This window comes from Crenobacter intestini (genome assembly GCF_004919095.1).
Classification (GTDB): domain Bacteria; phylum Pseudomonadota; class Gammaproteobacteria; order Burkholderiales; family Chromobacteriaceae; genus Craterilacuibacter; species Craterilacuibacter intestini.
On the sequence record NZ_STGJ01000010.1, the window covers coordinates 24,290 to 45,097 of the forward strand.

Annotated in this window: 18 protein-coding genes; 14 read left to right on the forward strand and 4 right to left on the reverse strand. The window is 66.4% G+C overall.

Features of this window, described 5'->3' with window-relative positions:
- Positions 1 to 2: 2 nt before the first annotated feature.
- The 5 genes from hslO (at position 3) to E5K04_RS09845 (ending at position 4,658) form a co-directional block, all read left to right on the forward strand.
- Positions 3 to 893, forward strand: coding sequence for an Hsp33 family molecular chaperone HslO (hslO, locus tag E5K04_RS09825; RefSeq protein WP_136553524.1), 891 nt, complete (start codon positions 3 to 5; stop codon positions 891 to 893).
- Positions 880 to 1,635: a nuclear transport factor 2 family protein gene (locus E5K04_RS09830; protein ID WP_136553525.1), complete on the forward strand. Its 756-nt coding sequence runs from the start codon at positions 880 to 882 to the stop codon at positions 1,633 to 1,635. Before hslO ends, E5K04_RS09830 begins: the two co-directional genes overlap by 14 nt.
- 111 nt (positions 1,636 to 1,746) lie before the next feature.
- Positions 1,747 to 2,109 carry a cupin domain-containing protein gene (locus E5K04_RS09835; RefSeq protein WP_168929203.1) on the forward strand — a complete coding sequence of 121 codons (363 nt, stop codon included), beginning with the start codon at positions 1,747 to 1,749 and terminating at the stop codon, positions 2,107 to 2,109.
- Positions 2,106 to 3,506: an NAD(P)/FAD-dependent oxidoreductase gene (locus tag E5K04_RS09840; RefSeq protein WP_136553528.1), complete on the forward strand. Its 1,401-nt coding sequence runs from the start codon at positions 2,106 to 2,108 to the stop codon at positions 3,504 to 3,506. The genes E5K04_RS09835 and E5K04_RS09840 overlap by 4 nt, the downstream gene beginning before the upstream one ends.
- 60 nt (positions 3,507 to 3,566) lie before the next feature.
- The gene (locus tag E5K04_RS09845; RefSeq protein ID WP_136553529.1) at positions 3,567 to 4,658 is read left to right on the forward strand and encodes an extracellular solute-binding protein; all 1,092 of its coding nucleotides are present in this window, start codon (positions 3,567 to 3,569) and stop codon (positions 4,656 to 4,658) included.
- Between the two features lie 141 nt (positions 4,659 to 4,799).
- On the opposite strand, the gene E5K04_RS09850 is transcribed toward E5K04_RS09845, so the two are convergent.
- The gene (locus tag E5K04_RS09850; protein ID WP_136553531.1) at positions 4,800 to 5,483 is read right to left on the reverse strand and encodes a TetR/AcrR family transcriptional regulator; all 684 of its coding nucleotides are present in this window, start codon (positions 5,481 to 5,483) and stop codon (positions 4,800 to 4,802) included.
- 164 nt (positions 5,484 to 5,647) lie between these two features.
- On the opposite strand from E5K04_RS09850, the gene E5K04_RS09855 reads away from it, so the two are divergent.
- The 7 genes from E5K04_RS09855 to E5K04_RS09885 all read left to right on the forward strand — a co-directional run bounded on the left by E5K04_RS09855 (position 5,648) and on the right by E5K04_RS09885 (position 13,809).
- Positions 5,648 to 7,609 (forward strand): amidohydrolase, encoded by a 1,962-nt coding sequence (locus E5K04_RS09855; protein ID WP_205700335.1) that lies wholly within the window; start codon positions 5,648 to 5,650, stop codon positions 7,607 to 7,609.
- Positions 7,610 to 7,668: 59 nt separating this feature from the next.
- Entirely contained in the window at positions 7,669 to 8,757 is a 1,089-nt protein-coding gene (locus E5K04_RS09860) for a polyamine ABC transporter substrate-binding protein (protein WP_136553533.1), read from the forward strand.
- A gap of 226 nt (positions 8,758 to 8,983) precedes the next feature.
- The gene (locus E5K04_RS09865) at positions 8,984 to 10,075 is read left to right on the forward strand and encodes a polyamine ABC transporter substrate-binding protein (protein ID WP_136553534.1); all 1,092 of its coding nucleotides are present in this window, start codon (positions 8,984 to 8,986) and stop codon (positions 10,073 to 10,075) included.
- A 127-nt stretch (positions 10,076 to 10,202) separates the two neighbouring features.
- Positions 10,203 to 10,553: a DsrE family protein gene (locus E5K04_RS09870; protein ID WP_136553536.1), complete on the forward strand. Its 351-nt coding sequence runs from the start codon at positions 10,203 to 10,205 to the stop codon at positions 10,551 to 10,553.
- Positions 10,554 to 10,607: 54 nt separating this feature from the next.
- Positions 10,608 to 11,171 (forward strand): DUF1415 domain-containing protein, encoded by a 564-nt coding sequence (locus tag E5K04_RS09875; protein WP_136553538.1) that lies wholly within the window; start codon positions 10,608 to 10,610, stop codon positions 11,169 to 11,171.
- A gap of 59 nt (positions 11,172 to 11,230) precedes the next feature.
- Complete coding sequence (locus tag E5K04_RS09880) at positions 11,231 to 13,096, forward strand: potassium transporter Kup (RefSeq protein WP_136553540.1); 1,866 nt, start codon at positions 11,231 to 11,233, stop codon at positions 13,094 to 13,096.
- Between the two features lie 89 nt (positions 13,097 to 13,185).
- Positions 13,186 to 13,809, forward strand: coding sequence for a glutathione S-transferase family protein (locus E5K04_RS09885; protein WP_136553542.1), 624 nt, complete (start codon positions 13,186 to 13,188; stop codon positions 13,807 to 13,809).
- Between the two features lies 1 nt (position 13,810).
- Here the strand turns inward: E5K04_RS09885 and E5K04_RS09890 are convergent, their stop codons facing one another.
- The 3 genes from E5K04_RS09890 to mutY form a co-directional block, all read right to left on the reverse strand.
- A complete protein-coding gene (locus E5K04_RS09890; protein WP_136553545.1) occupies positions 13,811 to 14,971 on the reverse strand; it encodes a benzoate/H(+) symporter BenE family transporter in 1,161 nt (386 codons plus the stop codon).
- Positions 14,972 to 15,237: 266 nt separating this feature from the next.
- Positions 15,238 to 17,442: a RelA/SpoT family protein gene (locus tag E5K04_RS09895; RefSeq protein WP_136553547.1), complete on the reverse strand. Its 2,205-nt coding sequence runs from the start codon at positions 17,440 to 17,442 to the stop codon at positions 15,238 to 15,240.
- Between the two features lie 10 nt (positions 17,443 to 17,452).
- Complete coding sequence (mutY, locus tag E5K04_RS09900; RefSeq protein WP_136553549.1) at positions 17,453 to 18,526, reverse strand: A/G-specific adenine glycosylase; 1,074 nt, start codon at positions 18,524 to 18,526, stop codon at positions 17,453 to 17,455.
- Positions 18,527 to 18,636: 110 nt separating this feature from the next.
- On the opposite strand from mutY, the gene E5K04_RS09905 reads away from it, so the two are divergent.
- Positions 18,637 to 19,917, forward strand: coding sequence for a THUMP domain-containing class I SAM-dependent RNA methyltransferase (locus E5K04_RS09905; protein ID WP_136553551.1), 1,281 nt, complete (start codon positions 18,637 to 18,639; stop codon positions 19,915 to 19,917).
- Positions 19,918 to 19,991: 74 nt separating this feature from the next.
- Entirely contained in the window at positions 19,992 to 20,594 is a 603-nt protein-coding gene (locus E5K04_RS09910) for a MarC family protein (RefSeq protein WP_136553554.1), read from the forward strand.
- Positions 20,595 to 20,808: the final 214 nt, after the last annotated feature.

Below are 20,808 nucleotides of genomic sequence, written 5' to 3' on the forward strand. Positions count from 1 at the left end.
ACATGAACCACAAGGACACCCTGCAACGCTTCATCTTCGACGGCGCGCCGGTGCGCGGCGCGACGGTGCGGCTGGACGACGCCTGGCAGGCGGTGCTGTCGCGCCGTGCCTACCCGGCGCCGGTGCGCGACGTGCTCGGGCAGATGATGGCCGCCTCGGCGCTGCTCGCCGCCAACCTGAAGTTCGACGGCACGCTGGTGATGCAGATCCAGGGCAAGGGCCCGCTCAGGCTGGCGGTGGTCGAGAGCAACAGCGACCGCACGCTGCGCGCGACCGCCAAGTGGGACGAGGTGCCGTCGCAGGTCACCTCCCCGCGCGAGCTCTTCGGCGAACACGCGCAGTTCGTGATCACGCTCGACCCGCGCCAGGGCGAGCCGTGGCAGGGCATCGTCGCGCTAGAGGGCTACTCGATCGGCGCGATGCTTGAGAACTACATGCAGCGCTCCGAGCAGCTCGACACCCGGCTGATCCTCGCCTCCGACGCGGGCGCCGCAGCGGGCCTGTTGCTGCAGCGCCTGCCGGACGGGCACGGCGACGCCGAGGGCTGGCAGCACGTCAAGGTGCTAGCCGACACCCTGTCGAGCCAGGAGCTGCTCGAGTTACCCGGCACTGAGGTGCTGCACCGCCTCTACCATGACGAGGCGCTGCGCCTCTTCGACGCCGAGCCGATGGCGTTCGCCTGCAACTGCAGCCACACACGCGTCGGCGACATGCTGAAGATGCTGGGCGGCGAGGAAGTCGCGCACGTGATCCTCGAGCAGGGGAGTGTCGAGATCACTTGCGACTTTTGCAACCAGAACTACGTGTTCGACCACGACGACGTGACCGAACTGTTCGGCGCCGACGTGGTCGGTGCGGTGAAGGCCGCTGGCGACGGCGATGTCCGCCACTGACGCTTGCTCTAGCTCAGAGACCCGCGCGGTGGTCGAGCGCTACCACCGCGCGTGGGAGGCGCTCGACGCCGACGCGGTGGTGGCGCTCTACCACCCCGATATCCGCTATCACGACTTGTACGGTCACGGCGTACTCACGTTGCCGGCCTTGCGCGACTACGTGCTCGACTGCCTGCCCTCCGGCGCGGGCGAGTCGCTTGAGGATACCGACCGCATTCGCGTCGACGGCGACACTGCCTTCTTTCAGTACTGCTACACGGTCAACCGCGGCGTTACCGGTGGCCGGCTGACCCGCTTTCACGGCAGCGAAATGGTCCGGGTGCGTGACGGCCTGATTATCGAGGTCAGGGTGTACAACGTAGTCGCCGAGCAGGGTGTGGCGGGCGGCGCCGGCCGACTTGGCCTATCGCCGATCCGCGTGGCACGGCTGGTGGCCGACCTGGAAGACTACTTCGCGAGCCGGCGACCCTACCTCGACCCTGGTCTCGACCTTGCTGCGGTCGCTGACGCGAGCGGCTACACCCGCAACCAGATCTCCCACGCGCTCAACCACGTGCTGGGCGTGAGCTTCTATACCTACCTCTCCCGCGCGCGCGTCGCCCACCTGCTCTCGCTGCCCGCTGCCGAACGCCCCAAGGGCGCGCTCGCGATGGCGCACGCCGCAGGCTTTTCCTCCACCTCGACCTTCTACAAGGCCTTCCGCGAAGCGACCGGTACCACCGTGCAGCGTTACTTCGGCTAGGCGGATTTCGCGCGGTCCCGCGCGAACGACATGGTGCGATCCCCCCCCTTAATATATGCGTATGGTCTAGAGAAGGGAGGGGAATGCATGTTGCCGGATTTCGTCAGGGTAGTGAACCGGGCAGGACAGCCCGCGGCCGAGGAGTATTGCGACGCGCCCGAACTGGTGTTGGGTGGGCAGCCGCTGCTGCGGCTGTGGCCGCTCTTCGAGCACCTCTCCGGCCAGGCCGGGCTATGGTCCTCCGACGAGTACAGCAAACGCAAGGTACTGCCTGATGAGTACGAATTCTGCCTTCTGCTCTCCGGGCGGGTCCGCATCGCCGACGTTGCGGGGTGCAGCGTCGAGTTCGGCGCCGGCGACGCGTTCTTGCTCGAACCAGGTTTTGACGGTAGTTGGACTTCGCTCGAGCCGGTGCGCAAGTTCTTCATGATGATGCCGGCGCAAACTCCGCCACTTTGGATGGCGCCCGTATGAGCAGTCTACCCGAGAGCTGCCTGTGGCGGCACGCCATGCCGCCGGCCACCCAGGACACGCCGCCCGCCATCGCCGACGACTGCGATGTCGCGATCGTCGGCGCCGGCTACACCGGGTTGTGGACCGCGTACTACCTCAAGAGGCTTGCCCCGCAGTTGTCGGTGCAGGTGTTCGACGCCGCACACGCGGGCTTCGGCGCCTCCGGTCGCAACGGCGGCTGGCTGATCGGCGGGCTGGCCGGGCAGGAGGGCTGGCTCACCGGCCTTGCGCCGGATGCGCGCGAGGAGACCCGTGCGTTGCTCTACGGCATCGTCGACGAGGTGAAGGCGGTGTGCGCGCGCGAGGCGATCGAGTGCGATCTCGCGCACAGCGGCGTGCTGTACGCGGCGCGGGGCGACGCGCAGGCCCACCGCGCCGCCGCGTGGCTTGGAGATCTGCGCGCGGCCGGCCACGGTGAGGCCGACTTTTGCTGGCTAGATCAGAGCGCGCTTGCCGTGCGGCTGCAGATGGCCGGTGCTGTCGGCGCGGTGTTCTCGCCGCATTGCGCGACGCTGCATCCGTTCAAGCTGGTGCAGGGGCTGCTGGCCGCAGTGCGCCGTTTGGGCGTGGCGGTGCACGAGCACTGCCCGGTTCTGGGCCTGGGCGACGGCCGGCTGCGTCTGTCTGACGGGGCGGTGCGCGCACGCTGGATCGTGCCGGCGCTGGAGGGGGCGAGCGGCGCACTACCTGAGCTTGGCGGCCGGGTGCAGGCGGCGCAGAGCCTGATCATCGCCACCGAGCCCCTGAGCGATGCGCAGTGGGACGAAATCGGTCTCGCCGGACGGCCGGCGTTTGCCGACCTGTCGCGCGGGATCACCTACGGCCAGCGCACCGCCGATAACCGCCTGCTGTTCGGCGCGCGTGGCGGCTACTGCTTCGGCGGGCGTGCGCGTTGGGACTTCGACCCGCAGGGCGAAGAACTTGCCAAGCGCGGCGAACTGATGCGCGCGTTCTTCCCGCAACTCGCTGGCGTGCGTGTCAGCCACGCCTGGGGCGGTTCGCTGGGGATCGCCCGCGCCTTTACACCGTTTGCGCTACGCGACTGTGTCCGTGGCATCGCCAGCGCCGGTGGCTTTGGTGGCGAAGGGGTCGGCGCGAGCAACCTGATGGGGCGCACGCTGGCCGATCTGATGCTTGGTCGAGACACGATTTTGACTCGCCAGCCGTGGGTGCGCGGCGAGGGTACGCTCGCAAGTCTGCGCCACTGGGAACCCGAGCCGCTGCGCTATCTGGGCTACCACGCGATCCGTACCTCGTTTGCGCTGGATGACGCGCTCGCTGACCGGCCACACGTGCCAAGCTGGGTTCGCTGCACCGTCAGCGCGGCGGCCGACGCGATGGAAGGGCTGATGCATTGATGTGTAGTAACGCGTCCGGGTAAGAGGCGCTGATTTGACCGAACCTAAAGGGAGAGCTGAATGAAGACAGTCAAAGGGTGTGCGCTGGGATTGGCGATGTTGGGCAGCGTGGGGGTGGCGCAAGCCGCCGGCACGCTCAACGTCTACAACTGGGCCGACTATATCGCCGAAGGCACGGTGCCGGCATTCGAGAAAAGTAGCGGGATCAAGGTGCGCTACGACGTCTACGACAGCAACGAGATCCTGCGCAGCAAGCTGATGGTTGGCAATAGTGGCTACGATGTGGTGGTGCCGACCCAGTACACGGTCGACATGGGCATCAAGGCCGGCATGTTCGAGCCGCTTGACCGCCGCCTGCTGCCGAACTGGAAGTACCTCGACCCGCAACTGCTGAAGCTGATGGAGCAGTTCGACCCGGGTAACCGTTATGCGGTGCCTTACCTGTGGGGGCTGAATACGGTCGGGATCAACGTCGACAAGGTGAAGAAGGCGCTAGGGGGTAAGTTGCCGGACAACCCATGGGACCTGGTGTTCAAGCCCGAAGTCGTCGCCAAGCTGAAGGGGTGTGGCGTCAGTGTGCTTGATTCGGCAGGCGTCTATTTCGCCTCCGCGCTGCACTGGGCGGGCAAGAACCCCAACAGCAACGCGCTCTTGGACTATCAGGCGCTGATGCCCACCCTCAGGGCCGCGCGTCAGTCTTACCGCACGTTCAATTCTGCGTCGTACACCAACGAACTGGCCGACGGTTCTGTCTGCGTGGCAATGGGTTACTCGGGCGACCTCAACACCGCACGCAAGCGTGCTGCCGAGGCTGGCCGTGGGGTGAACCTCGCGGTGCTGATGCCAAACAAGGGACTGAACATCTGGGTCGACAGCCTGACCATTCCCAAGGGCGCGACCAACCGTGTTGAGGCGCACCGCTTCATCAACGCAATGCTTGAGCCCAAAACGGCCGCAGCCAACGGCAACTTCGTCAGCTACACCCCGGGAGTGCTGGCCGCACGAGATTTGATGGACAAGTCGTTGGTGTCCGAGCGGGTGCTATTCCCAAGCAAGGATGACCTGAAAGGCAGCTTCGTCACGGTCGCGCTCAAGCCGACGACGATCAGCGGCTATACACGCTTATGGCAGCAACTAAAGGCCGGACGCTGATCGTTTACAAATGTTTGAATTTTTAAACGGCCTGCTCGCAGGCCGTTTTTACTATCTGGCAGGTGTTTCGCTGCTGATGCGTGATGACGGATGCCATGGAAGGACTGATGCGGTGAAGGGGGCTGCTCCGCCTTGCCCGGCTCAGCCCGGCGTGGCGAGACCCAGCGCCGCGAGGGCCTTGCCGGCGTCAGGTTCTGCGAGCGCGGTGTCTATCGTGCGGATAAGCCAGTTGCGGTGCATCGTCCACACCCAGCGGCCGGCTGTGCCGCATTCGCTCGCACATTGCCGGGCGGAGTCGCCGCTGCGGTAAAAGTAGGTCGCCAGCGCCGCCAGTTCCTCATCCGGCCAGCGGCAACCCAGTTCTCGAAAGCATCCGCTCCAGAATCGGACTTGTCTTTGTTCGTGCATGTCCTCCAGCCCTTGCAGGTCCGGGATCAGCGTGACTGCGCGCCAGAGCGGGCCGTAACCCGAATAGCGCAGGTCCAGTTCGTCCAGCGCCTCGTCGAATTTCAGGTACAGCAGCGGCCATTGCGGGAAGGCTTCGCGAACCTGCTCCTGCATGCGACAGACCGCCTCCAGCCATTCTTCCACCAACTGCCCGATGATTGCCTCCTTGTTCGGGTACAGGTGGTACAGCGACTTGATGCCGATGCCGGCGCGCTCGGCGATCGCGTTGGTGTTCAGCGCGTAGAACCCTTGCTCTGCAAGCAGAGCCAGGGTGGCCTGCTCGATCTTGTGGACGGTATCCCGGCTGCGCGCCTGGCTGGGCTGGCGGCGCATCTGCAGGTGCCCGGGAAGGGCGGAAGCGGAAAGGACTGGTGGCATGATGGTCTTCAGGCGCTGCGGAGTGCCCACTCTAGGAGATGACGAAGTTGTAAAGCAACTACAGATTCCAGTCTTGAAGTTAAGTTTTTACTGCAATAAATCGATCTGGGTGCGATAAATGGCTTTCATACTGCAGCAATAACTGCAAAAAGGAGGAAGCCAGGATGAAAAGGATTGACCAGCGTGCCGTGGGCAGGGCACTTGTCATGGGGGTGGGGGCAGGGCTCCTGCTGGGGTGTTCGCAAGGCGGCGGCGGGGCGCCGGTGTCGGGGACCGTGTACGTGAACGGCAAGGTGTATACGCAGGATGCGAAGTTGTCGGAGGCGAGCGCGTTTGCGGTGCAGGATGGCAAGTTTGTCGAGGTAGGCAGCGACGCGGACGTCGCGGCCTACCGGCGCCAGGGCTTCAAGGTGGTCGACCTGGGCGGCAAGATGGTCCTGCCCGGGCTGCACGACAACCACGTGCATGCGATGGGGACGGTCGCGCTCGACATGTGCGACCTGGACAGCAAGGGGGTGACGCTGGACGAACTGGCTGACAAGGTTAAAGCCTGCCTACCCAAGTACGCGCCGGCCAAGGGCGACTGGCTGGTGGTCAACCAGTGGTCTCCCTATGAAGGCAACAATCCGACGGCGAGCTACCGGAACGTGCGGGAGGTGCTCGACAAGGTGGCGCCGGACAACCCGGTGGTGCTGGCCGGGACCGACGGCCATGCCAGCGCGTATAGCCAGCGGGCGCTGGACCTGGCGCAGGACAAGCAGGGCAGGACGGTGGGCTTCAGCGCGTCGACGCTGGCCGCAGGCGGCGTATTCGCCGAGTTTGCGCCGTATGTGAGCCTCGACAGCGGGGTGGTGCGCGAGGATGCGCGCAGCGCGATCCCGGTGCCCGACTCCGGCCTGCTCAGCGCGTCGGACGACAAGGCGGCGAAACTGTACGACGCGATCCTGCCCGCGGTCTCTTCCCTGCTTGCCTCGCGCGGCATCACCAGCGTGCAGGACGCGTGTACCAGCGATTTCATCCGGCAGCGCTACCTCAACATGCAAAAACAGGGGATTCTCAACATGCGGGTCACGGCTGCGACCTGCTTTATCGGCGACGACTACCGCGACAAGTCCGGCGACGAGGCGCAGGCGTACGTCGATACCCACCTGGCCAGGGCGCAGGCGGTCCGCCAGCAGTTTGCCGGCAACCCGCTGATCAAGGCTGACGCAGTGAAGATCTTCGTCGACGGCGTGCTGGAGGGCGATCCGTTCAGTTCGCCGCCGGCCTTCCCCAATGCCGGCATGCTGGAGAGCTTCCACAAGCCCCACCTGCAAAAGGACGCAGACGGCCAGGTGACGGTCAGCGCCGACAGCGAGGACTCCGGTGAAAGGGGCATCGTCAACTACGAAGAAAAGGCGGGCCTGCTGAACGACTACGTCAGCGCGCTCGACAAGTCGGGCTTCAGCGTGCACATGCACAGCATCGGTGACCGCAGCACCCGCGCCGCCGTCGACGCCTTGCAGTCGGCACGGGAACGCAACGGCAAGAGCGGGATCCCGCACACCGTTGCCCACCTGCAGATGGTCCACCCCGATGACCAGAAGCGTCTGGGCGCGCTGGGCATCTTCCTGACCTACACCTACGCTTGGACCGCGCCGTCGATGGCGTACGACCTGCTGGTCACCCCCTTCATTCACCCGAGCAAGGCCGGGCAGAAGATCGAGGACGTGCTGTACGACCCGTTAGGCTACGTCAAAAAGGCGTTCTACCCGGTCGAGAGCACGCGCAAGGAAGGCGCCGTGCTGGTAGCCGGCAGCGACGCGCCGGTCGACAGCCGCGATCCACGCCCCTTCGTCAACATCGCGAGCGGGGTGACCCGCTCGACGGAAGGTGATGGCACAGGGGGCTATACCGCGCACGAGCGCACGTCCTTGCAGAACATGCTTATGGCGTACACGATCAACGGTGCGCGTGCGGTGCGGCAGGATGCCGTCAGCGGCTCGATCGAAAAGGGCAAGTCCGCAGACTTCATCGTGCTCGACCGCAACCTGTTCGACCTGGTCGCATCCGGCAAGGCGCAGCAGATCGCCGACACCCAAGTCGAGATGACCGTCTTCATGGGCCGGCAGGTCTACCGGCGTTAAGCGTTGCCCGGGCAGGTGCGGCGGCGCCTGCCCATCCGTGCTTCCCAGGAGAAATCAACATGAAAATGAGCAAGCTCTGCGGTGTGCTTCTGCTTTGCGCGTGGCTGCCCGGCGCGCAGGCGGCCAAGTCGCTCAACGTCTACAACTGGTCCGACTATATCGCCGAGGAAACGGTACCTGCGTTCGAGAAGCGTACCGGGATCAAGGTGCGCTACGACGTGTATGACAGCAACGAGACGCTCAAGGGCAAGTTGATGACCGGCAAGACCGGTTACGACGTGGTGGTGCCGTCGCACAATACGATGGGGCTGGGCGTCAAGGCCGGCATGTTCCGGGCGCTGGACAAGAGCAAACTGCCCAACTGGAGATACGTCGACCCGGAGCTGCTGCGGCTCTTGGCGTCTTTCGACCCGGGAAACCGCTACGCGGTGCCGTATTTCTGGGGGATCAACACCATCGGCATCAATGTCGCCAAGGTCGAGAAGGCGCTCGGCGGCAAGTTGCCGGATGACCCGTGGGCGCTGGTGTTCGACCCGGCGACCGTCGCCAAGCTCAAGCAGTGCGGCATCAGCGTGTACGACTCGCCCAGCGAGTTCTTCCCGGAGGCCCTGCACTATTTTGGCAAGGACCCGAACAGCGACAATATTGCCGACTACGAGGCGCTGATGCCGGCCCTGGGCAAGCTGCGCCCCCATTACAGCCGCTTCTCGTCGTCCGGCTATATCAACGAACTGGCGAGCGGGTCGATCTGCGTCGCGATGGGGTTTTCGGGCGACCTTCATATTGCCAAGCGCCGTGCCGAGGAGGCGAAAAACGGCGTGAAGATCCAGGTGCTGTTGCCGAAGAAGGGGCTGGACGTGTGGGTCGACACCATGGCCATTCCTGTCGATGCGCGCAACATAGACGAGGCGCACGCCTTCATCAATGCGATGCTCGACCCGAAGACGGCGGCCGCCAACGCCAACGCGGTCAGCTACGCGCCGGGCGTGAGCGCGGCGCGCCCGTACATCGACGCGCGTTTCACCCGTGAGCGCTCGGTGTTCCCCACTTCGCAGGACCTGCAGGGCAGCTATATGGCCAAGACGCTCAGCGCGAAGACCATGCAGGGCTACACCCGCCTGTGGCAGCGACTGAAAAGCGCACGCTGATCGGGTGGACGGAACCGGGTGTTTGACTTGTTAAACGGCCGGTGTGCAGGCCGTTGTTTTTATTGCCGGTTTATCTGTTTCGCGTGCTGTTTATTCTGTCTGTCGAGCTTGTGCTCTGTTTGTCCGGTTATGGCGTTGAAATTGTTAGACAAAAATGATGTCCGGGTTTAGCCTTGCCGGTAGCGTCGCATCACGACGACGGCATTTCCTGCAAGGAGAGAAAACAATGAAGACACAGAAGACGCTGGGGTGCGTGCTGGCCGCGCTGGGGATGGCCGGGAGCGTGCACGCGGCAGGCACGCTGAACATCTACAACTGGTCGGACTATATCGCCGAGGACACGGTCCCCAACTTCCAGAAGGCCAACGCCGTCAAGGTCCGCTACGACGTGTACGACAGCATGGAAGTGCTGCGCGCGAAGCTGATGACCGGCAACTCGGGCTACGACCTGGTGGTGCCGACCAACAACACGCTGGAGCTCGGCATCAAGGCCGGCATGTTCCAGCCGATCGACAAGAGCAAGATCCCGAACTACAAGAGCCTCGACCCCGAGCTTTTGCGCATCATGGCGCAGTTCGACCCGGGCAATCAGTACGGCGTGCCGTACTTCTGGGGCGTGAACACGCTGGCGATCAACGTCGACAAGGTGAAGAAGGCTCTGGGCGGCACCTTGCCGGCCAACCAGTGGGACCTGGTGTTCAAGCCGGAAGTGGTCGCCAAGCTCAAGGGCTGCGGGGTCAGCGTGCTTGATTCGCCGGCCGAGTTCTTCCCGATGGCGCTGCACTACTACGGCAAGAACCCGAACAGCACCAACCTCGACGACTACAAGGCGCTGATGCCGCAATTGAAGGAAGCGCGCAAGTCGTACACCCGCTTCTCGTCGTCCGGCTACATCAACGAGCTGGCCGGCGGTTCGGTCTGCGTGGCGATGGGCTACTCGGGCGACCTCAATATCGCCAAGCGCCGCGCGGCCGAGGCGAAGAACGGCGTCAAGGTCGACGTGTTGATGCCGAAGGAAGGCACCGGCATCTGGATCGACAGCCTGGCGATCCCCAAGGGCGCAGCCAACGTCGATAACGCGCTGAAGTTCATCAACTACTCGCTCGACGCCAAGGTTGCCGCCAACAACGCCAACACGGTGACCTACGCGCCCGGCGCGCTGACCGCCAAGCCGCTGATCAAGAAGGAATACGTCAGCAACCCGTCGATCTTCCCGTCCAAGGACAGCCTGAAGTCGAGCTTCGTGATGCTGACCGTGCCGCCCAAGGTGATCCAGGGCTACACCCGCCTGTGGCAGCAGTTCAAGGCCGGCAAGTAATTCCCCGCCAAGCCTGAGTCCACAGCCGCCGGGTCAGCTGATCCGGCGGCTGTCTTTTCTGCCCGGGCGCTGCGCGCACGGGCTGTCCTATGCTGTGGATACTTTCAATTCCCGGGGAGTATCGAGCATGTTCAAAGCCGCGTTCCACGTCGATCACCAGGACCTCCAGGTATTTGGCATGGCCCTGGGCAATATCCGGCATACCCTCGAGGCCGTCTCAGGACAGGGGCAGCCGTTCGAGCTGACCCTGGTGGTGACCGGCCCCGCCATCCTGCTGGTGCGCGACCTCTCCGGCGACAGCGCCGCGCTGGCAGCAACGCTTGCCGGGCAGGGGCTGCGCTTCGAGGTCTGTCATAATGCGATGCAAAATTTCGGGGTCGCCCGCGAGGCCTTGCCCGCCTGCTGTCAGGTGGTGCCGGCAGGCATCGTGCGGCTGGTCGAGCTGCAGCAGGCGGGCGCGGCCTACATCAAGCCCTGAGCGCCGGTGCCGCCCCGTCCCGTCTACCCGTCCCGCAGCCAGAAAGAGAAGGTCATGGATCCGAAAACCGTTGAACAAGCTACCCGCCGCTGGGTGGAAGAGGCCGTGATCGGCCTGAACCTGTGTCCGTTCGCCCGCAGCGTCTACGTCGAGGGGCGGGTGCGCATCGTGGTGAGCGCCGCGCGCCACCTCGACGCCTTCCTCGAAGACCTCGACCGCGAACTCGACACCCTCGCCGAGGCCGACCCGGCCAAGATCGACACCACCTTGCTGGTGCACCCTACGCTGTTTCCCGACTTCGAGACCTTCAACGACGTGCTCGATCTTGCCGAAGAGGTGGTCGACGAGCACGCGCTCACCGGCGTGATTCAGGTCGCGCATTTCCACCCCGACTTCCGCTTCGAGGATGCCGAAGAGGGCGATGTCGCCAACTGCAGCAACCGCTCGCCCTACCCGACGCTGCATTTGCTGCGCGAGGCTGACGTCGAGCGTGCAGTGTCCGCGCTGGCCGACCCGGACGCGATCTACCGCGCCAATATCGAAACCCTGCACCAGTTGGGTTGGGCCGGCTGGCGCGCGCTGGCTGTCGGCGCGCCCGATGACGCGGGCAAGCCCTAGCCGCGCGATTTTGGGAACTGTCATCTAGTCTGTTGAAATACGCGCAGGCGGAGGACAGGATGGACGCGAAAAAGGGCGGCACGCCGTGGCTGATGGCGCTGACGGCGATGGGGGTGGTGTACGGCGATATCGGCACCAGCCCGCTTTACGCGTTCCGGATGGCGTTTGCCGGGCCTTTCGCGCTCACGCCGACGCCCGACCATGTGCTGGTCACCCTCTCCGCGCTGTTCTGGTCGGTGCTGTTGGTGATCTCGCTCAAGTACATGGCGCTGGTCCTCAACTTCGACAACGACGGCGAGGGCGGGGTGCTCGCGCTGGCGGCGCGGGTGCACCGCCAGGCCGACGCGCACCCGCGCGTGGCGCGCCTCGCGGTGCTGCTCGGCGTGTTCGGCGCCGCGCTCTTCTTCGGCGATGCGGTGATCACGCCGGCAATCTCGGTGCTGTCCGCTGTCGAGGGACTGGGCGTCGCCGACCCCGCGCTGTTGCCCATGGTGCTGCCGCTCTCGCTCGCCGTCCTGCTTGCGCTCTTTTCCTTGCAGCGTTTCGGCACCGGGGTGGTCGGCAAACTGTTCGGCCCGGTGATGCTGTTGTGGTTCGCGGTGCTCGCGCTGCTTGGCGGCGCCAGCATCGCGCGCTCGCCCGAGGTGCTCGCCGCGCTCAACCCCTGGTACGCGCTGCGCTTCGCGCTTGAGTTCCCGACGGCGGCCTTCCTGCTCTTGTCTGCGGTGTTCCTCGCGATGACCGGCGGCGAGGCGCTGTACGCCGACATGGGCCACTTCGGGCGCGCGCCGATCCGCGTCGCCTGGTTCCGCGCGGTGTGGCCTGCGCTGATGCTCAACTACTTCGGGCAGGGCGCCGCGCTGCTGCGCTCGCCCGAGGCCGCCGCCCACCCTTTCTACCATCTGGCGCCCGCGGCGCTGCAACTGCCGCTGGTGGTGCTGGCGACCATGGCGACGGTGATCGCCGCGCAGGCGACCATCGCCGGCGTGTTCTCGATGACGCAGCAGGCTGGCCACCTGGGCTACCTGCCGCCGTTCGCGGTGCGCCACACCTCCGCGCGCGAGCGCGGCCAGGTCTACCTGCCGGGAATCAACTGGCTGATGCTCGCGGTGGTCGTGCTGTTGGTGCTCGGCTTCCGCTCGGCCGAGGCGATGGCCGCCGCCTACGGCATCGCGGTGTCCGGCTCGATGAACATCACCACCGTGCTGTGCCTGACGCTGGTCGCGCTGACCTTCTCCGGCACGCAGAGGCTGCGCTATCTGGCGGCGTTCGCCGGGCTGTGGCTGGCCGAACTCGTCTTTCTCGCGTCCAACGCGAGCAAGATCCCGGATGGCGGCTGGCTGCCGCTGACGCTGGGGCTCGCGCTGTTCGCGCTGATGACCAGCTGGCAGCGCGCGCAGGCCGTGATCGAGGCGCGCCGCCATCAATGCGCGCTGCCGCTGCACGACTTCGTCGTCCACCTGCCCGACGTGGTACGGGTGCCCGGCACGGCGGTTTATCTCAGTTCGCACGACAACGCGGTGCCGCTCGCGCTGCAGCAGAACCTCAAGCACTACCACTGCCTGCATGCGCGCAACCTGTTCGTGCACGTCGGCATGCTGGAGTCGCCCGAGGCCGGCGCCGGGCAAAGGCTGACGCTCTACCCCTTGGGGCCGGAGACCTGGAGCGTCTACCTGCGCTTCGGCTTTCGCGAGGAACCCGACGTGCCCGCCGCGCTGATGGCCGAGCCGGCGCTCGCGCCGCTGTTGTCGGGTGACGTGTCGTATTTCCTGAGCCAGGTCGGCCGGCTGGAGACGCTGGCGGGGCTGCCACGCTGGCGGCGCGCGCTGTTCCGCTTCCTCGCCCGGCAAGGACAGAACCTCGCCGACTATTACCGCCTGCCGCCCGAGCAGGTGGTCGAATTGGGCACCACCGCCGGGCGCTGAGACGGGCGTTGAGACGGGCGTTGAGACGGGAATTTGCGCGCGGCTTGGCGGCTGGCACAATGGCGTCTTCCTGATGACGGAGGCAAGTCATGATCCAGCTCTACACCTGGGGTACGCCGAACGGCCGCAAGATTTCCATCGCGCTTGAGGAGTTGGGCCTCGCGTACAGCGTGCACCCCGTCGATATCGGCGCGGGCGCGCAGTTCGCGCCGGCCTTCCTTGCGATCAGCCCGAACAACAAGATCCCGGCGATCGTCGACCCGGAAGGTCCCGACGGCCAGCCGCTCGCGCTGTTCGAGTCGGGTGCGATCCTCGTCTACCTCGCCGAGAAGACCGGCCGCCTGCTGCCCGCCGCGGGCGAGGCGCGCTACCGGGTGCTGCAGTGGCTGATGTTCCAGATGGGCGGCTTCGGCCCGATGCTCGGCCAGGCGCACCATTTCCTGCGCTACGCGCCCGAGACGGTCCCCTACGCGCAAAAGCGCTACCACGACGAGGCGCTGCGTCTCTACCGCGTGCTCGACACGACGCTGGCCGGGCAGCCTTACGTGGCGGGTGACGAGTACAGCATCGCCGACATCGCGCTCTACCCGTGGGCGGCCAAGCACGACTGGCACGGCGTGGACCTCGAACCCTTCCTGCATGTCGCGCGCTGGCTCGCCGCAGTCGGCGCGCGGCCGGCGGTGGTACGCGGCATGGTGGTGCCGGCGGACTGACTCAGGCGGCGCGCGGCTTGAGCGCGAGCCAGGCGAGCGCGCCGGCGACCAGTCCCCAGAACGCCGAGCCGACCCCCCACAGGGTGAAGCCCGACGCGGTGACGAGGAAGGTGATCAGCGCGCTCTCGCGCATCGCCTCGTCGCGCATCGCGGTGGCGAGGGCGCCGGCGAGCGTGGAGAACAGCGCGATGCCGGCGATCGCCAGCACCAGCGCCGGCGGCAAGGCCGAGAACAGGCTGCCGACCGTCGCGCCGAACACCCCGAGCAACAGGTAGAAGCCGCCGGCGGCGACGCTCGCCAGGTAGCGGCGCGACGGGTCGGGGTGCGCGTCCGGGCTCATGCACAGCGCGGCGGTGATCGCCGCCAGGTTCAGCGCGAAGCAGCCCAAGGGCGCGAGCACCAGGTTGACGAGGCCGGTAAAGCCGATGATCGGCGAGATCGGCGGCCGGTAGCCGTGCGCGTGCAAGGTGGCGACGCCGGGCACGTTCTGCGAGGCCATGGTGACGACGAACAGCGGCAAGCCGACGCCCAACAGCACCGCCGGGTCGAACGACGGCGCGGTCCATACCGGCGCGGCCAGTTCGAAACGGATCAGGTCGCTTCTCAGGTTGCCCTCGAGCGAGGCGAGGGCAATGCCGGCGAGCAGTACCAGCGGCACCGTATAGCGCGAGCGCCCGGCGCGAAAGATGAGATAAAGCATGAACATCGCGCCGACCAGCAGCGTCTCGTGCTGCATCGCGAGAAAGACGTTGGCGCCGAACTTGAACAGGATGCCGGCGAGCATCGCCGCGGCCATCGGCAGCGGGATGCGCGCGAGTACCCGCTCGAAGGCGCCGCTCGCGCCGCTGACCAGGATCAGCAGCGCCGAGAACATGAAGGCGCCGACCGCGTCCGGCAACGACACGCCCGACAGCGCGGTGATCAGCAGTGCCGCGCCCGGCGTCGACCACGCGGTGACCACCGGCACCCGGTAGCGCAGCGACAGCGCGATGCAGCTCACGCCCATCGCCAGCCCCAGCGCCATCAGCCATGAGGCGATCGCCTCCGGCGTGTCGGCGACTGCGCGCGCCGCCTCGAATACCAGCGCGGCCGAGCTGGTGTAGCCGACGAGGACGGTGACGAGGCCGGCGGCGAGCGCGGGCAGGTCGCGGCGACTGAGCATGCTTTTCTCCCGAAAGGTTTCGCCCGAGACTGCCGCAGCCGGTGCCGGCTGTCTAGTCGTATGGCATATGGGGGCGAGCGGACAAAAAAAAGCGCAATCGGTTAGATCGCGCCAAGTTCCACCTAAAGAAGGAGGATGGAGGAGACAACACCAAAACGTGCATGAGGTGCGACGTGATGATGCGATACGAATTATGTGCATTGCATCACGGAAAGGCAAGCAATTTTTTGTGCAAAGCACAAAACGCGACGCATTCCCGTTCCGCCTCAGCAGCGGTACGCCTCCTGCACCCCCTGGATCTCGTTGATATGCGCGATCACGCGGCTGATTTCCTGCACGCCGCGCACCTCGACCGTAAAGCGCATGCGCGCGCGCGCGTCCTTGGTCTGGCTGTTGATCGCGATCACGTTGAGCTTCTCGCGCGACAGGGTGTCCGAGATGTCGCGTAGCAGGCTCGCGCGGTCGCGCGCGATGATCTCGATGTCGATCGGGAACACGCTGTTCTTCTGCTCGCCCCAGTCGGCGGTGATCAGTCGCTCGGGCGCCTCGGACGACAGGCGCTTGAGCGTCAGGCAGTTGCTGCGGTGGATCGAGATGCCGCGCCCTTTGGTAACGAAGCCGACCACCGTGTCCGGCGGTGCCGGCTTGCAGCAGCCGGCGAGGATGGTCATCAGGTTGTCGACCCCCTCGATCAGGATGCCGCCCGCGTTGTGGCCGCCACGGCTGCGCTTGACCAGGTCTTCCGGCGCGAGCTCGGGCGGCGGCGGCGCGAAGCTCTCGATCGCCTGCGCGAGCGCGCGCAAGGAGAGTTCGCCGTGGCCGAGCGCCGCGTACACCTCGTCGAGTTTGGCAAAGCCGAGCTTCTCGGCGAGCGCCGCCTGGTTCGGGTGGTGCGCCGGGTGGCGGGCGAGTTCGCGCTCGAACAGCTGGTGGCCGGTCTCGCGCACCGCGTCGGCGTTCTGCTGGCGGATGAACTGGCGGATCTTGGTGATCGCCTTCGAGCTCTTGACCCAGCCCTCGTGCAGCCAGTTGACGCTGGGGCCGCCTTCCTTGGCGGCGAGGATCTCGACGCGCTGGCCGTTGGCGAGCGGGGTCGATAGCGGGACGATCTGTCCCTCGACCTTGGCGCCGCGGCAGCGGTTGCCAAGGTCGGAGTGCAGCGCGTACGCGAAGTCGATCGGCGTCGCGCCGGCTGGCAGCGACAGCACGCGCCCCTGCGGCGTCAGCACGTAGATGGTGTCGGCGAACAGCTCTGTCTTGAACGCGTCGGCCAGGTCCTCGCGCTCGGACGAGATCTCCTCGCGCCAGTCGAGCAACTGGCGCAGCCACGAGATCTTCTCCTCGTAGGCCGAGTCGCCCTTGCCGCCTTCCTTGTAGCGCCAGTGCGCGGCGACGCCGAATTCGGCGTGCTCGTGCATCTCGAAGGTGCGGATCTGCACCTCGACCGCCTTGTCCTCGGGGCCGATCACCGCGGTGTGCAGGCTGCGGTAATTGTTGGCCTTGGGGTGCGAGATGTAGTCGTCGAACTCGCCGGGGATCGGCTGCCACATATTGTGGATGATACCCAGCGCCGTGTAGCAGTCCTGTAGCTTGTCGACCAGGATGCGCACCGCACGGATGTCGTAAAGCTCGGAGAAGTCGAGCTTCTTCTTGCGCATCTTTTTCCAGATCGAATAGATGTGCTTGGGCCGGCCGGCGACTTCGGCGTGCACCTCGACGCGCGCAAGCTCGCCGCGCAGGGTGTCCAGCACGCGGTCGATATAGTCGAGCCGTTCGAGCCTGCGCTCGTCGAGCAGGCGGGCGATCTTCTTGTAGCTGTCCGGGTCCTGGTGGCGGAAGCCCAGGTCCTCGAGTTCCCACTTGATCTGCCATACCCCCAGCCGGTTGGCCAGCGGCGCGAACACGTCCATGGTCTCGGTCGCGATCTGCCGGCGCAGCGGCTCGTCGTCGACCTTGGGCAGGTAGTGCATGGTCTGCGTGCGCCACGCGAGCTTGATCAGCACCACGCGGATGTCGGTGACCATCGCCAGCAGCATCTTGCGCATGGTCTCGGCCTGGCGCGCGCGGTCTTCCGGCGTGGCCAGCCGGTCGAGGCGGGCCAGTTCGGTCAGCCGGCGCACCTTGCCGACACCCTCGACCAGCATGGCGACGGTCGGGTTGAAGGTGCGCGCGAGCCATTCGTGGCCGTTGGCAAGGTAGTCGGGCACCGCGAACAGCAAGGTCGCGGCGATCGCGTCCGGCAGCAGGTCAAGGTCGGCGACGATGGCGGCGGCGCCGACCGCGTGGCTGAACACGTCTTCGCCGGTCGAGGGCAGCGTCTTGTCTTGGTAGAGGGTACGCGCCTCGGCGAAGGCACGGGCAAGCAGCTCGCCGTCGGCGGCGGGCAGGGCGGCGGAGAGCCGGTCGAGCCACGCCGCAGCGTCGACGGCGTCGGCTAGGGTATCGGCAACAGGGCGGACGACAGAAACCATACGACTATCACTATGTACTGATCTGGTGGCTGACCGACAGTGTACCCGAACTGAGCGCTTCGAGCAGACGGCGCACCGGTGTCGGCACGCCGGCCTCGATCGCCGCCTCGGGCGTCAGCCACTGGCGCGTGTCGTCCGCCGCGCGTGGCGCGAGCGCGTCGACCTCTACCGGCTGCGGGGTGATCACCAGCTTGAAGTGGGTGAACACGTGGACGAACTCGGGCCACGCCGGCAGCACTTCTCCGGTACCTAACTGCGCGAGCCACGCCTCGCTCAATTCGCCCGCGGGCAGTTCGGGCAGCGACATCAGGCCGCCCCACACGCCGGCCGGCGGCCGGCGCTCGAGCAGCACGCGGCCTCCGTGGCAGGCGAGCAGCAGGGTCGCGTAGCGGGTCGGCTGCACCTTCTTCGGGCGCGCCGCCGGCAATTCGGCCGTGCGCGCCTGCTGGTGGGCCACGCAGTCGGCGGCGAACGGGCAGCGCGTACAGGCGGGCCTTACGCGGGTGCAGCAGGTCGCGCCCAGGTCCATCAGCGCCTGCGTGTACGCGGGCATCGAGGCGGCGTCCTCTGGCAGCAGCGACTCGGCCAGCGTCCACAGCGCCTTCTCGACGTTGCGCTCGCCCGGCCAGCCCTCGACGCCGAACACCCGGGTGAGCACCCTTTTTACGTTGCCGTCGAGGATGGTCTCGCGCGCGTTGAAGGCGAAGGCGGCGATCGCCGCGGCGGTCGAGCGGCCGACGCCGGGCAGGGTTTCCAGCGCCTCGCGCGTCTCGGGGAAGCGGCCGCCGAACGCGTCGACGACCATGCGCGCCGCGCGGTGCAGGTTGCGCGCGCGGCTGTAGTAGCCAAGCCCGCTCCACAGCGCGAGCACTTCTTCCTGGGGGGCGGCGGCCAGCTGTTGCACGTCGGGGAAGCGCGTGACAAAGCGCGGGTAGTATTCGAGCACGCTACTGACCTGCGTCTGCTGCAGCATGATCTCGGATAGCCACACCCGGTACGGGTCGTTCACCTGCCAGGGCAGGTCATGGCGGCCGTTGAGGGCTTGCCAGGCGATCAGGCGGGGGGCGAAGGCTTGCGCTTGCATGCGGCGCTCTTTTGCGGGAAAACCGCCGATGTTAGCCCAAATGCGGCCTTGCGGCGCGGGAAGTGGCGCGCGAAATCCGCTAAGATGCGGGATTGTTCCAAGGAGTCGGCATGTCCAGTTTCAGATCCCGCCAGCGCAGCCAGGCTGGCCGCCATTTCATCCGGCCGGCAGCCGAGCACGAGGCGAGCAAGCCCGAGGCGCCCGCAGAGCGTCGCGCCCCCGTCCAGCGCGAGGCGGCCGCGCGCCCGCCGCGTGAGCTCGACCTGTTCGCGCCTTGCCCGCGCGGGCTGGAAGGCGTGCTCGCGCGCGAGCTGGCGGCCCTGGGCGCGGAGCGCGTCGAGACGGCCGACGGCGGCGTGGGCTTTGTCGGCGACATGACGCTGATGATGCGCGCCAACCTCGAATTGCGCACCGCCAGCCGCGTGCTGCTCAGGCTCGCGCACGGCCGCTACCGCGATGAGCGCGACATTTACGCGCTGGCGCTGAATGTCGACTGGCCGCGCTGGTTCGACGTCAGCCGCACCATCAAGGTCAAGACCGATGGCCACGGCAGCGGCTTGCGCAGCCTCGACTTCGTGTCGCTCAAGGTGAAGGACGCGGTATGCGACCGCTTCCGCCGCGCGCAGGACGCGCGCCCGAGCGTCGACACCCGCTACCCGGACGTGCGCATCCATGTCTACCTCGACGCCGAGTGGGCGACCGTCTACCTCGACACCTCGGGCGAGCCGCTGTTCAAGCGCGGCTGGCGCGACGAGACCGGCGAGGCGCCGCTGCGCGAGAACCTCGCCGCCGGCGTGCTGCTGCTGGCCGGTTACGACGGCAGCCAGCCGCTACTCGACCCGATGATGGGCAGCGGCACCTTGCTGATCGAGGCGGCCGACATCGCGCTGAACCGCGCGCCGGGCCGACTGCGCGAATTCGGCTTCACCGAACTGAGAAGCTATGACGCCGTCGCCTGGGAAGGCGTGCGGGCGCGCGCGCGCCAGGCCGAGAAGCCGGTGGCGCCCCTGCCTATCCACGGCTCGGACCGCGCAGTGCAGATGCTGGTGAAGACGCGGCACAACCTGGGCCGGGTCGGCCTCGCCGGCGCGGTGACGCTCGCACAGCGCGACGTGCTCGACGCGCGTCCGTTCGCCGAAAGCGGGCTGATCGTGTGCAACCCGCCCTACGGCGTGCGCCTGGACGAGCAGGACGCGCTCGCCGAGCTCTACCCGCAACTGGGCAGCTGGCTCAAGCAGCACTTCGCCGGCTGGACGGCGAACTTTTTCACCGGTGACTTGCGCATGCCCAAGCTGATGCGGCTGACGCCGGCGCGCAAGATCCCGCTCTACAACGGCGCGCTCGACTGCCGTCTGTTCGTGTTGCCGATGGTCGCCGGCTCCAACCGCTAAGCGGCGGCGTAAAGGGTCAAGGCGTGCGATAATTCGCACGCCTTTATCATTTTGTGCCGTTTAATTTGACGACCATGGAATCAACCTTCGTTTCCGCGACCATCCTGCTGATCCTGATCACCGACCCGCTGGGCAACATCCCGTTATTCATCGCCGCGCTCAAGCAGGTCAAGCCCGAGCGGCGGCGTCTTGTCATCTACCGCGAATGCCTGATCGCGTTCTGCGTGCTGCTCGCCTTCATGTTCGGCGGGCAGACCTTTCTCAAGGTGATGCACCTGACCGACGAGTCGCTGAGCGTCGCCGGCGGTGTGATCCTGTTCCTGATCGCGATCAAGATGATCTTCCCGGGCGAAGGCGGGGCACTGGGCAGCGACAAGGTCAGCGGCGAGCCCTTTATCGTGCCGATCGCGATCCCGCTGATCGCCGGGCCGTCGGCGATGGCGACCGTGCTGTTGATGGCGACCCGCGAGCCTGACCGCATGCTCGAGTGGGTCGGCGCGCTGACCATCACCATGCTGGTGACCACCGTCGTCTTCCTGTTTTCCACCCGGCTTCAGAAGCTGCTGGGCGAGCAGGCGATCACCGCGCTCGAGCGGCTGATGGGCCTGGTGCTCGCGGCGATCTCGATCGAGATGCTGCTAGGCGGCATCGCCGCGTATATCCGCCAGTTCGGCTAGCCGTTTTTCACGCCCGAAACGACAACGCCCGGCCATCTGGCCGGGCGTTGTCGTTGGGCTCCGGCCTCTGGCTGGCGGAATGGGCGCCTTTGTCCTGAACCGTGTGGCGGCCCAGTCCGCCTGTTGTGCAGCCGCACTGTAGCCGGTTGGCCACAGGTGCGGCCTGTTGCTTGCCTTGTGCCTTGGGCGTCACGGAAGTGACATCTGCACATGC